Origin of the sequence: Proteiniphilum saccharofermentans (genome assembly GCF_900095135.1) — a bacterium.
GTDB classification, from domain to species: Bacteria; Bacteroidota; Bacteroidia; order Bacteroidales; family Dysgonomonadaceae; genus Proteiniphilum; species Proteiniphilum saccharofermentans.
This window is the reverse complement of record NZ_LT605205.1, coordinates 2,016,141-2,028,967: the sequence shown is the minus strand read 5'-3', so window position 1 is coordinate 2,028,967 and position 12,827 is coordinate 2,016,141. Positions and strand designations below refer to the sequence as shown.

Annotated in this window: 10 protein-coding genes; 4 read left to right on the top strand and 6 right to left on the bottom strand. The window is 45.5% G+C overall.

Features of this window, described 5'->3' with window-relative positions; genetic code table 11:
- Positions 1 to 104: 104 nt before the first annotated feature.
- The 6 genes from PSM36_RS07920 to PSM36_RS07895 form a co-directional block, all read right to left on the bottom strand.
- On the bottom strand, positions 105 to 731 hold the full coding sequence (locus PSM36_RS07920; protein WP_076930461.1) for a cyclodeaminase/cyclohydrolase family protein: 627 nt from the start codon (positions 729 to 731) through the stop codon (positions 105 to 107).
- Positions 732 to 803: 72 nt separating this feature from the next.
- A complete protein-coding gene (hutI, locus tag PSM36_RS07915) occupies positions 804 to 2,054 on the bottom strand; it encodes an imidazolonepropionase (RefSeq protein WP_076930460.1) in 1,251 nt (416 codons plus the stop codon).
- Entirely contained in the window at positions 2,047 to 2,463 is a 417-nt protein-coding gene (locus PSM36_RS07910; RefSeq protein ID WP_076930459.1) for a hypothetical protein, read from the bottom strand. Before PSM36_RS07910 ends, hutI begins: the two co-directional genes overlap by 8 nt.
- A gap of 58 nt (positions 2,464 to 2,521) precedes the next feature.
- Complete coding sequence (gene ftcD / locus PSM36_RS07905; RefSeq protein ID WP_076930458.1) at positions 2,522 to 3,418, bottom strand: glutamate formimidoyltransferase; 897 nt, start codon at positions 3,416 to 3,418, stop codon at positions 2,522 to 2,524.
- A gap of 23 nt (positions 3,419 to 3,441) precedes the next feature.
- Complete coding sequence (locus PSM36_RS07900) at positions 3,442 to 4,080, bottom strand: hypothetical protein (protein WP_154670986.1); 639 nt, start codon at positions 4,078 to 4,080, stop codon at positions 3,442 to 3,444.
- 45 nt (positions 4,081 to 4,125) lie between these two features.
- Positions 4,126 to 6,111 (bottom strand): urocanate hydratase, encoded by a 1,986-nt coding sequence (locus tag PSM36_RS07895; RefSeq protein ID WP_076930456.1) that lies wholly within the window; start codon positions 6,109 to 6,111, stop codon positions 4,126 to 4,128.
- Positions 6,112 to 6,290: 179 nt separating this feature from the next.
- Between PSM36_RS07895 and PSM36_RS07890 the strand changes: the two genes are divergently transcribed.
- From PSM36_RS07890 to PSM36_RS07875, 4 genes are all read left to right on the top strand, one after another.
- Positions 6,291 to 6,893, top strand: coding sequence for a TetR/AcrR family transcriptional regulator (locus PSM36_RS07890; RefSeq protein WP_076930455.1), 603 nt, complete (start codon positions 6,291 to 6,293; stop codon positions 6,891 to 6,893).
- A gap of 169 nt (positions 6,894 to 7,062) precedes the next feature.
- Entirely contained in the window at positions 7,063 to 8,415 is a 1,353-nt protein-coding gene (locus PSM36_RS07885; RefSeq protein WP_083710978.1) for a TolC family protein, read from the top strand.
- A 172-nt stretch (positions 8,416 to 8,587) separates the two neighbouring features.
- A complete protein-coding gene (locus tag PSM36_RS07880) occupies positions 8,588 to 9,652 on the top strand; it encodes an efflux RND transporter periplasmic adaptor subunit (RefSeq protein WP_076930453.1) in 1,065 nt (354 codons plus the stop codon).
- Between the two features lie 11 nt (positions 9,653 to 9,663).
- A complete protein-coding gene (locus tag PSM36_RS07875; RefSeq protein WP_076930452.1) occupies positions 9,664 to 12,765 on the top strand; it encodes an efflux RND transporter permease subunit in 3,102 nt (1,033 codons plus the stop codon).
- Positions 12,766 to 12,827 lie beyond the last annotated feature (62 nt).

Below are 12,827 nucleotides of genomic sequence, written 5' to 3'. Positions count from 1 at the left end.
TTTAATCATGTTCTTATGTGAGAACAATTATCATGCTCGTTTCATAGGATTATTTTACTTTATTCGATATATGAAATCTTTATTTTCCGGTTCGTTCCACTCCATTAAATTATAGATTTCACCCAATCAGTCATTTCGTTCTCCCTGGTAATAGTATCTTTTTCAATCCTTTCACATTTTTCTTTTAGTTCTTCGACAAACACCGTATCGTTGATACCACCCAGGTTGATACGGACATTGAGCAACGCTCCCATAATGGCAGTACGACAAGCCATCAGGCCGACCATCCCGTCAGTCACGGCATTCTTATTTCCCTTTCGGATCGTTTCAATGATGGTATCTAACATTTTATGTGCCCGTTCTGCTACTTCCATCGGGACGAGCGAAGCAACCTTCATGGCTTCCTGAATTTTTTCGCTACGCAGTTTTTTTTGTTCATCCGTCTCCTTGGGCAGTTTGTAGGCATCCATCACCAAACTGTATGCATCGGCGTCACGATCGATGTCGTTGATGAAATGTAGCCTGTTCTCCTCCATCTCTTCCACGATTTTTTTCATTTGCTCCTCCACACCGGCATAATTTTTCTTACCGACGGTCAGGTTGGCCATCATCCCTGTCAATGCCGAAGCGATAGCGGCATTCAATGCCGAAGAACTGCCGCCGCCTGGAAGAGCTTCATTAGCCGCGGTTTTTTCAAGAAATTCTTTTAAAGTTAAATCCTGTAGTTTCATAAATTAAGAATTGAAAGTTGAAAATTGAAAATTAATAGTGAAAAGTGGTGAATGAATTAGCACATTGGCATATTAGCACATTGAAAAGACAATCTCTCCTCTTTTTATTACCGTTTCCACGATATTCATCCCCACATGATAAGGCAGGAACTTATAGGAAGGGAATTGCAGCAATATCAGGTCTCCCTGCTTACCGACATCGATGCTGCCGATATAGTCAGCCCGGTTGATGGCTGCCGCACTGTTGATGGTAAAAGCAGTGACTGCTTCTTCGGGCGATAACTGCATATAAATACAAGCAATGGCGAAGAGCAACGGTACCGACGCAGTGAATGAGCTTCCGGGATTGAGATCGGTAGCCAGCGCTACCACCATACAATCGGTATCGATCATCTCCCTGCCCCGGGCATATTTCTCCCGCAATGAAAAGGCAGTAAGGGGTAATAGTGTGGCTACTACATCTGCTTCGGCCATGGCCCGAATTCCTTCGTCCGATGCCTGCAACAGGTGGTCGGCAGAGAGACAACGAAGTTCTGCTGCCAATTCAGCTCCTCCCATCGGCACTATTTCATCAGCATGCATCTTCAACAGGAATCCATGCTCCCGCGCCGCTGCCAGGTAGCGGCGCGATTGTTCCACGGAGAAAACACCTTTCTCGCAGAAGATATCGACCGCTTCGGCCAACTTTTCTCCTGCCACAAGAGGAAACATCTCACGGATATTGAAATCGATAAATTCATCTTCTTTCCCCTTCCACTCCTCCGGTATGGCATGAGCCCCCATAAAGGTTGGTATGATATCCATCGGATGGGTTTCATTCAGGCGGCGCATCACGCGGAGCTGTTTTAGTTCGGTATCCCTGTCGAGCCCGTATCCGCTCTTTCCTTCCACAGTGGTAATACCCAGCCGCATCATCGCATCGAGCCGCTGCCTGCCGGATTCTATCAACTCCTCTTCCGTCGCTTCACGTGTAGCACGGGCCGTATTTACAATGCCTCCTCCACGGTTCATAATATCCATATAGCTATCGCCCCGCATCCGCCAGGAGAACTCCTCCTCACGGTATCCGCCGAACACGAAATGGGTATGCGGATCGACAAACCCGGGAAGCAATGCCTTGCCGCTAGCATCGATCAGGGTGTAATCCCGTTCGCTTACAGGGATCCCTTCCCCGGGATGAAGCACATGAGATATGATACCGCCGGTCACGATCACCGTCCCGCCTTTAATCACCTGCAAGTCGGACATCTCCCTACCCCGTTTTCCTTCAAAACCGCTGCAAGTAACTACCTGGGCGGCATTTTTTACGATCAGGTTATTCATCTGTTCGTTTAAATTTATTCATCATCAAACCTCCGGTGAATGGAGCAAAACTTGCTATTTCAAACGATCTGCGATTCAGATCCATCTTGAAATAATAGGGCAATGACCCGCCATAACTTGATATTATATCTCGCAAATAGATACTATCTCCTGTGATCTCATACGTATAAATACCACTTCCTATTTTAGGAAGCTCGTAGCCATTTCTTTTTTCTTTTCCTCTTCTTAGTTCGAATGTTTTCTTTGAGGTAAACATCCTTGTATTAAAATCAATAGTATCTGTTTTTGTGTCCGTATGCACCCATACACCATTTAGATATTTGGTATTCAGTTCATCATTATTTTCCTTACTACAGGAAAATAGCAACAACACAGTGAAAATAGACATTAATTGTAGTACTGTTTTCATTTTAATCGGTATTTAGTTGTTTGTTATTATTTTTCAATATTGTTTTCATGTAGTCCTATTATTCCATTAAACGGGTTTCAAGTACCTGATTGACAGAGAAATTCTCGAGTCCCAGATAGTATGCGGCCGTATCAACCAATGCTTCCATCGGAACAAGTCCGATCACTTCGGCGCCCACCACAGGCACTCCGTAACGTTGCGCTTCGATGCGCACTAGCTCATGGGCCCGGTAGATCGCTGTTTTGGTGTAGTCGGTCAGGTTCATCGATACCTGTGTGATGCCACGATCTTCCAGCACCACACCCATCGCTTTGCAGAACCGCAATCCTCCGCCGACATGGCGTACTTTTTTGCTGATAGCGGTCGCGATCTCCAGATTATTAGTACCCAAGTTCACATTGTAAGCCACCAACGGCATGCGTGCGCCGATAGCAACGACCCCGGCCGTGGGATGCGGTTTAAAAGGGCCGAAATCGGGTGTCCATTCCGGCAGTTTCATCTTATCGGACAATCCCTCAAATTCGCCCTTACGTACGGCGGAGAGATTTTCGCGGTGCGTTGCCGAAGCCGATTTCTCGTAAAGATAGACCGGAAGGCCGAATCTCTCTCCCACCGTTTGTGCAACCTCCTTCGACAAAACCACCGCTTCTTCCATCGTCACGTTTTTAATCGGGATAAACGGCACCACATCCACCGCTCCCATGCGGGGATGCTGGCCGTGGTGTTGTGTAAGGTCAATCAACTCCACTGCTCGTCCTATCGCTTCAATCACTGCGTTTTTCAATGCTTCCGGTTCACCTGCTACGGTAATCACCGACCGGTTATGATCCGCATCTCCACTGTAATCCAACAGTTTTACACCCTCTTTACCGCGGAATGCATCCGCAATCTTCTCGATCTTTTGTTTGTCGCGTCCCTCACTGAAATTGGGCACACACTCCATGATTTTGTTCATATGAATATATTTTTGAAGGTCATTTACCGAAACTCTTTTGTTGATAAATTATATATTCTTGTTTCAGTATTGTCTTTATCATCTGAAAAACAGATTTCAATTTCGTCATTACTGATATACTTTGCTCCACATAACCACCATATTGAAGTGATTGATAAAGAATAATTGTTTATTGGAAACGGTGAAAATTCTTCTAAATTATATCTTTTAACCATATTTCCGGATTCATCATAAGTAACCATAACATCAACCCCATATCCTAGGGAACTCCAATTATCAAAAGTAACAATTGATTTTCCATCATTCGCAACAATTACAAAATTCGGGGCAAACCTATTTATCAATTTTTTATCCCATATCTTTATAGTATCGGAATTATAGATTTCATATAATATGGCATGGCAATGTACAATCGCAGTGTCTTCTGCTGAAAATTTACTCTTCTTTTTCGGTTTTGCCGAAAGCCATTTAGAATAATTTTCAGGAATTTCGGTAGGATATACTTTTAATAAAAACTGACCGTTTTCAGACTTGTAGCTTTTGATGGAAGGCGGATCCCATACATCTGAGTGAATTGTCCCGGCAAAAAAAACCAAAATAAACAGTAAAACAAATCTTACTTTCATATTTTTTTTAAGATTTTTTCGATATACTTCTACCATTCTCTCTTTTTTCTCAATCGTTCCACGTTCGGAATTTTCCAACTTCTAAAGGACATCTAACGCATCGAATACCTTTTCATCCACAAGATAAGGTTCGGTGATATGATAACCGTCTGCGTGTGACCGGTTAAACGCATTCACTGTACTTATAGCATTAGAGTTACGGGCCCATGAACGGCGTGCCACACCTCCCATCACATCCCACAACATGGCCGAACGTAGGATCTCATCCACCCGCCTGCTGCCGTCACATACCATACCAAAGCCGCCGTTAACTGCTTTCCCAATACCCACGCCGCCACCGTTATGCAGTGCCACCAGGCTCATTCCACGGGCAACATTGCCGGCAAAGCACTGCACTGCCATATCTGCCATCACGTTGCTGCCGTCCTTGATATTGGCAGTTTCCCTGAATGGTGAATCGGTACCACTCACATCGTGGTGATCACGTCCCAGCATCACGGGGCCAATCTCACCGTTACGCACCATCTCGTTAAATTTCAACGCGATCTTTAATCGTCCTTCCGCATCCTGATAGAGAATACGGGCTTGTGTACCGACTACCAACCGGTTCTTCTCCGCATCGCGGATCCATATCCAGTTGTCGCGATCCTGTCCCCGTCGGTTTGGGTCGATGCACTCCATCGCTGCCCGGTCGGTTCTGACCAGGTCTTCCTGCTTTCCGCTCAGGCATACCCAACGGAAAGGACCGTAGCCATAGTCGAACAGTTCAGGCCCCATAATATCCTCCACATACGAAGGCCAGATAAATCCCTCTTTCTCGTCCCTGCCGTTCTTCGATATCTCCTTCACTCCGGCATCATACACCGCTTTCATAAAAGAATTGCCATAGTCGAAGAAGTAAGTACCTTTGTCCACCAATTTCCGGATTACATCGAAATGGCGTCGGAGCGATGCATCGACCAGTTCCCTGAATGTCAACCGATCTTTATGTAATAGACGGGTACGCTCTTCAAAGGTGATGCCGGCAGGGCAATAACCACCTGTATAGGGTTCATGACACGAAGTCTGGTCGCTTAGCAGTTCTATATGGATATTGTGCTGTTCCGCATATTCCAGCAGATCGACAATATTTCCGTGGTAAGCGATAGAAAGTGGCTCTTTGCGTTTAATCGCTTCATCCGCCCAATGGAATGCCTCGGGCAAATTGCCGGTAATCCGTTGCACCCATCCTTGTGAATGACGTGTTTCAATACGCGAAACATCCACCTCGGCAATAAGCGAAACCGCACCGGCAATATCGGCCGCTTTGGGTTGCGCACCACTCATCCCGCCCAGACCGGAGGAAACAAACAACCGCCCCCGCAGATCACCGTCTTGCGGAATACCCAGCTTTAGCCGGCCCGCATTCAATAGCGTATTGAATGTCCCATGGACGATACCTTGCGGCCCGATATACATCCAACCGCCGGCGGTCATCTGTCCATAGTTAGCTACTCCCATCTGGGCAGCGACCTCCCAATCTGCCAGATTATCGAACATACCCACCATCATCGAGTTAGTGATAATCACCCTGGGGGCATCCGGCCTCGACCTGAACAGTCCCAGCGGATGCCCGCTCTCGATCACCAGTGTCTGTTCCCGCGTCAACTCTTCCAGATACATTTTGATCAGCCGGTATTGCATCCAGTTCTGGCATACCTGCCCGGTTTCACCATACGTGACCAATTCATAGGGATAGAGCGCGATATCGAAACAAAGGTTATTATCGATCATCACCTGAAAGGCTTTCCCCTCCACGCATTTTCCTTTATACTGATCGATGGATTTGGCTTTCAGGTCTCCTTCAGGACGATAGCGATAGCCGTAAATCCGGCCGCGCGTTTTCAGTTCTTCCAGAAATTCAGGTGCTAACTCTGCATGCAATTCCGTGGGAATATAACGCAGTGCATTTTCCAATGCTGTTTTTGTCTGGCGGCTTGTCAGGCTGAACCCACGATCAGGCGCACGACGGATTCCTTCGCGAAATGCAGGATATGAAGGCAATTGATTAGGTAAGGTTATTCGCATTGCTTTAAATTTTTAATGCTGGAAGTAGATCAACATACTTCTTTACAAAATTAGCAATTGATAGCATTTTAAACAAACTTTGATTTTGCTTAAATATTAAAAAACATTAAATAATTTGTAAACAGAAATACTTTATATATATTTGCAGACCAAACGGTCGGTTTACACAAAAAAGAACGATGAACAGTTCAAGAGAGCATATTTTAAAGACAGCCTTTATCCTCTTTATGCATAAAAGTTATAAAGAGGTAACGATGAAAGAGATAGTAGAAAAAAGCGGTCTCTCCAAAGGAGCGTTTTATCACTATTTTCCGAGTAAGGAGAAACTGTTTCACGAAATAGTGGACTCTTTTTATTTCATAGGAATGAAGATTGATTTTGATCGTTTCAGTAAAACTTCATTTTACGATTTTTATCATGACGTCCTTAAGTTTTCTATTACGAAGTTTCTGGAAATGAAAGATTTTCTGGAAGACACCTATGATCAAGACGATATCTCCTATTTTACTCTGGTGCTTGATGCGGTAAAGCTTTTTCCCGGATTTAAAGAAAAGATGAAGCAAATTCATACCACGGAATTGACCTCATGGGAAAACGCGGTACAATCGGCAATGGATCGTGGCGAAATCAAAAGCAGGATGACTGCACGTCAAATCGCACAATTATTTATTTACTCCAGTGACGGCATTACACCACATCTGGTTATGGACGGCAGAATCAGGGAAGTACATAGTGAAATTCAGGCTTTATGGGACGGACTATACGCTGAGGTGAAAGCGTAATTTTTTTTACAGTATAAAAGACCGACCGGTCGGTTTTAATATACAATAAATCGATTTGATGTCTTATCTGTAAGACTTTCTCACTAACAGAAACAGAAACAAATGATCCAGATGATAATATACTATCCACAATAACATACCGACTGGTCGGTACTAAATAAAAGAAAAGATGATGACGAAAAAAGAAATCCTCACAATGCTGTTTATTTTTTCCATAGTACAGCTATCGGGACAGGACACAAAGATGTCGCTGTCACTGAAACAATCCTGCCTATTGGGGATTGAACAAAATATGAACGTACAGAACGCTGCGTTGGAGCAGCAAAAGGCCCGCTTCCGTTTACGGGAAGCCGAAAGCAAGTTGTATCCACAATTGGAAGCGTATAGTAATTTCAGCTATTATTACGCTATACCGAAACTGATCATTCCCGGAGAGATATTCGGCCAAACAGGTCTAATCCCGGTGGAGATAGGTACTAAATTCGATTGGTCGAATGGTTTCAGGGCAACACAATTATTATACAGTCAAAGTTATTTTACTTCATTGAAGCTTGCCCGGCAGATGGGAACACTGAGTGAGTTGGATCTGCAACAGAAAAAAGAAGAGATCATTTTCCAGGTGTCACAGTTATATTATTTATGCCAGGCCACCCATGCACAGATTTCATTCTTGAAGGCAAGTAGAAAGAATATGGACCGTCTGCTTGAGATCACCGAATTGCAAAGCAGGAACGATCTTATCCGGAAAACAGATCATTCCAGGGTAGCCGTAGCCGCAGACAACCTGCAAACCCAGATCGACAATCTGGACCAGCTATATAGCAACCAATTAGGATTGTTGAAGTATCTTATCGGGTTACCCATGGAAACAGAAGTGGTTTTATCCGACACCTTTGCTTTTTCACAGGAGAATATGCTGGTTGATCTATTCAACAAGACCGGACTTCCGGAGAGGACGGAATTGCAGGTATTGGACAAACAGATCGAAATAACCGAACTTACCCGGAAATCGGCCCGACAATCCTATCTACCGACATTGACCGGCTTCGGACAATTATATTATCAGGGACAACGGAACGAATTTGATTTTCTCAAAGGAGGAGATGATAAATTTTACAAAGTCGGCGTTGTGGGGATCAATTTCACCATTCCCCTTTTCGACGGTTTTGAGAAACGCTCGAAAATAAAACAGTACGATCTGGAACTGATGCAATTGAAGAACAGACGGGAAAATATACTGGAATATTTCTCCAAAGAACTTGTCGACGCCCTGCACCGGTATAGGAACAACATGGAAATCCTACGCCGACAGGAAAAGAATATACAGGTTGCGGAAGAAATATACGATGTCAGTCTACAGGGGTACCGGCAACAAGTTGTTCCGCTTTCCGATCTGCTAATGTCGGAGAACGAACTCACCGAAGCACATCTCTCCTACTCCAATGCATTGATGCAACTGAAAAATGCCGGACTGGAGATGAGGAAAGTGAAAGGGGAAATGCTTTTGATAATTGACAATTGACAGTTGACAATTGAAAATGGATGGATAATGAAGTGTGAAAAATGAAAAGTAATTTATTGATTTAACGATTTTGGATTTTGGAATCTTGAATTTTGAATCTCAAATCTTGAATTACAAATAGACGTAGTCAAATCTTGAATTTTGAATCTTGAATTTTTTAATAAACAAACATATGAAACGAATTAAAAGGTATGCCGTGATAGGGATTATTATTGCTATAGCAGCTTTGGGAATCCTTCAACTGGTGAACAACAAGAAACGATTAGACAATGAACTGCAAGCCATGCAACAATACAGCATGGTTATCCCGGTGGAAGTTGTTGTCCCGAAAAAGCAAAGCATTTCACAACGTATTACGGAAAACGGTGTATTGACATCGGGGGCCGAAGTAACGATCCTTTCCGAAACATCCGGTAAAGTATTATCGGTCAACGGAAATACCGGGGATAAGGTGTATGCGGGACAAATCCTTATCACAGTTGAAAAAGAGTTGGCCGAAAGTCAGTTTCAACTGGCGAAAACCAATCTGGAACATGCGGAAAAAGACCTGGCACGTTATGACAATCTGGCGGGAGGAGAAGCCGTGACACAACAGCAACTTGAAGCCATAAAACTGAAATACCGGGATGCACAGGCTCAATTCACGGCATCGAAGAAACAACTGGAAAACACAACCATCCGTTCTCCGGTCAGCGGGATAATCACAAGCCGCTCGGTAGAAAAAGGCTCTTTCCTATTACCTTCCGCTCCGGTATTCACCATTGTGGAACAGGACCGGATGGTGTTCACGGTGAATATGGCAGAGGAAGATATTCTGGCGCTCGAAACGGAACAGAAAGCCGAAATATTCATTGATGCGTTTCCGGAAAATTCTTTCACGGCCCATATCCGGGGGATCAGTACCGTACCGGATCTGTCGGGACGATACAAAGTGGAAATGAAATTGAACAATCCCGGCGGCATGTTGCGGGCGGGAATGAACGGAAGAACCGTCTTCACGAACGAGACCGGTAACGACGGGCTTGTTATCCCCCGTAAATGCATCGTCGGCAGTGTCAGGGACGGAAAAGTATTCACCGTCAGCGGCGACACTGTGATCTCCGGGCAGGTAAAAGCCCGGACATTGAATGAGACCGAAGTCCTGGTGACGGAAGGCGTAACGGAAACCGACAGGATCGTCCTTTCCGGACAGATCAATCTGGAGGATGGCAGTAAAATAAGAATACTAAACCCATAAAAACGACCGCAATGAATCTATCGGAATTATCTGTAAAACGTCCCACGCTCGTGGTCGTTGTGTTTACCGTGCTCGCGTTTCTGGGTATCCTGAGCTACCGGTCATTGAAATATGAACTGATACCCGAATTCAGTTCACCGATCTTTACGGTGGTAACCGCCTATCCGGGTGCAGGTTCCGTTGAAGTGGAGAACAGCGTGTCCAAACCTATCGAGGAAGCCCTTTCGGGTTTACCCAGCATCGATGTCATCCGTGCTATCTCGCAGGAAGGTGTTTCCATCGTGATGGTTACGCTGCAAATCAATGCCGATGTCGATCCCATTGTGAACGATGCGGTACGGAAAATACAGGCCGCCCGGAGTGTATTACCACCGCAGGCGCTGGAACCTACCGTCACGAAACTATCGGTCAACGCCCTGCCCGTTATGGTGTTGAGTGTAAAGGCCGATATGCCTGCCACGGAATTGTTCGACGAACTGAATTACCGTATCAAACCGGCATTCGCAAAAATAGAAGGAGTAGCCGAAATCGATTTCCTGGGAGCAACCGAACGGGAAATACAGGTCAATGTGAATCACGATAAACTGGATAATTACAATTTATCAATCCTACAGGTAGTCAATGCAATACAAACATCCAATCTCGATTTTCCCGCGGGAAAGATCACGACTGACCTCAATCAGACTATGTTACGGATGTCGGCAAAATTCACGCAGATACGGGAAATCGCTGATCTGGTGATTACCGGACGGAGCGACGGCTCACTGGTAAAACTTAAAGATGTGGCCGAGATCATCGACACGGAAAAAGATGCCGGCACACTGTACCGTGTGAACGGTGAGCCGGCCGTAGGCATCCAGATCAAAAAACAGGACGGGGCTAATACCGTTGCCGTGTGCGATGCGATAAAGGAAGAGATTATATCGCTCGAGAACCGGTATGCCGCGTCGAACATGCAGTTCACTATCCCGCAGGACGGTTCGCTGATCATTATCGACGCTGCCGACTCGGTGCGTTTCGACCTGATACTGGCCGTAATACTGGTAACGTTCGTCATGCTCTTTTTCCTGCATAGCGTGCGCAATGCCGTTATCGTGATGATCGCCGTACCCTTGTCCATTGTTTCCACGTTCGTCGGCATGGAACTGTTGGGATACACCCTCAACCTGATCACGTTGCTAGCGCTCTCTCTGGTGATCGGTACGTTGATCGACGATGCCATCGTGGTACTCGAAAACATATACCGCCATCTGGAAATGGGAAAAAGCCGCCTGCAGGCAACCGTCGACGGGATACGGGAAATCGGGTTGAGCGTGGTATCCATTACCATGGTACTCGTGGTGGTATTTTTTCCTGTCGCATTGTCCCAAAGTATCATATCGCCGGTGATCGCACCGTTCGCCATGGTGATCGTGATCTCGGTTTTAATCAGCTTGGTGGTGGCCTTTACCGTGGTTCCCCTGCTGACATCACGTTTTTCAAAACTCGAAACCCTTGACCGGAAGACAGGATGGAGCAGGATCATTACCGGCTTCGAACAGGGAATGATCGCTTTCTCCAATGCCATTCAACAACTTCTTCAATGGTCGCTTCGCCGGAAATGGATCACGATGGCCATTGCAACCCTGTTGTTTACAGGCTCACTGATGCTGGTGGCAGGTGGTTTCATCGGTAGCGAGTTTCTTAATATAGGAGATACGGGCGAATGCATTGTGAAAGTGGAATATCCCAAAAACTACACCATTGAACAAAATAACCTGATGACACGCAAGATAGAAGAGGTCATCAGTCAGAAACCCGAAGTAATCGGTATTTACTCAACTATTGGTGGCGGATCCGGTTTTCTCGCGGCACAAAGCGGGAATAATCAATCTGAGATCAATATCAAACTGGTGGATAAAACAAGACGGGATATTTCGTCGAACCTGTTTGTGAAAAGGCTGGAAAACGAACTGAATGAAACCTTTACCGATGTAAAAGTAGAATCGGCGGTAGTAAGCCTTATCGGTGGTGCCGATGAAGCACCGATCCAGGTTGTCTTTCAGTCGTCGGATATGGATACCCTGATGGTTTTCGCCGAACAAATGCGCAGGCAGATCAGTGAGATACCCGGGGCGAATAATGTCAGGCTAACTATCGAAAGCGGAAATCCGGAAGTAGTGATCAGGCCGGATAAGCAAAAGATGGCACGATTAGGATTATCGCCGGAGATAGTCGGGGCTACGATCTATACCTCTTTCAGTGGAAATAGCGATAGTAAATTTCAACAGGGAAATTTCGAGTACAATATCAACGTGCGCCTCGACGCTTTTAACCGGCAATCGATCAGCGATGTGGAGAACCTGACGTTTATGAATGCTGCCGATCAAACGGTCAAACTCAAACAATTCGCTTCCGTGACAGAAGAAACAGGAACGTCGCAACTCGAACGTTACGGACGTATATCGTCGGTGATGCTCGAATCGCAGGTATTGGGACGAGCCATGGGGGATGTCGGAAACGATGTTATCTCCTTTCTCGAAAAAACCGATTTTCCGGAAGGCGTCACCTGGCTACCCGAAGGGGAAATTAAATACCAGGAAGAAACATTCGGCAGTATTGGTACGGCCTTGCTGATCGCCATCGTGTTGGCCTACCTGATCATGGTAGCGCTGTATGAATCTTTCCTGCATCCTTTCGTGGTATTGTTCTCCATTCCCCTTTCCATTATCGGCGCTTTGCTGGCGCTGGCACTGACGGGACAGGCCCTCAGTATTTTCAGTCTGCTCGGCATTATCATGCTGGTGGGCCTTGTGCTCAAAAATGCCATTCTGGTAGTAGACTTTACCAATCATCTGCGCAGGGAAGGAAAAAACATCCACGATGCGCTGACAGAGGCAGTACAACTCCGGCTCCGTCCTATCGTGATGACCGCGATCTCCACGGTGATCGGGATGCTGCCTATTGCCCTGTCACACGGTACGGGAAGCGAATGGAAGAGCGGTATGGGATGGGTACTGATCGGCGGACTTCTCAGTTCGATGTTGCTATCGTTAGTGGTAGTACCCGTGGTGTATATGATTGCCGAACAGGCAAAAGCATTTATTAAAAAAGGAAATAGATTTTTAAGTTGATTAAAATACTATGCGATTTATCATTATTAAGAATAATTTCATAAATATCGTATACTTCAAAA

What these genes read in the sequence shown, in the direction of transcription:
- PSM36_RS07920 (WP_076930461.1), bottom strand. Translation starts at nt 731, where the DNA reads ATGAAACTACAGGATTTAACTTTAAAAGAATTTCTTGAAAAAACCGCG.
- PSM36_RS07910 (WP_076930459.1), bottom strand. Translation starts at nt 2,463, where the DNA reads ATGAAAACAGTACTACAATTAATGTCTATTTTCACTGTGTTGTTGCTA.
- PSM36_RS07875 (WP_076930452.1), top strand. Translation starts at nt 9,664, where the DNA reads ATGAATCTATCGGAATTATCTGTAAAACGTCCCACGCTCGTGGTCGTT.
- ftcD (WP_076930458.1), bottom strand. Translation starts at nt 3,418, where the DNA reads ATGAACAAAATCATGGAGTGTGTGCCCAATTTCAGTGAGGGACGCGAC.
- PSM36_RS07895 (WP_076930456.1), bottom strand. Translation starts at nt 6,111, where the DNA reads ATGCGAATAACCTTACCTAATCAATTGCCTTCATATCCTGCATTTCGC.
- PSM36_RS07890 (WP_076930455.1), top strand. Translation starts at nt 6,291, where the DNA reads ATGAACAGTTCAAGAGAGCATATTTTAAAGACAGCCTTTATCCTCTTT.
- PSM36_RS07880 (WP_076930453.1), top strand. Translation starts at nt 8,588, where the DNA reads ATGAAACGAATTAAAAGGTATGCCGTGATAGGGATTATTATTGCTATA.
- PSM36_RS07900 (WP_154670986.1), bottom strand. Translation starts at nt 4,080, where the DNA reads ATGGTAGAAGTATATCGAAAAAATCTTAAAAAAAATATGAAAGTAAGA.
- hutI (WP_076930460.1), bottom strand. Translation starts at nt 2,054, where the DNA reads ATGAATAACCTGATCGTAAAAAATGCCGCCCAGGTAGTTACTTGCAGC.
- PSM36_RS07885 (WP_083710978.1), top strand. Translation starts at nt 7,063, where the DNA reads ATGATGACGAAAAAAGAAATCCTCACAATGCTGTTTATTTTTTCCATA.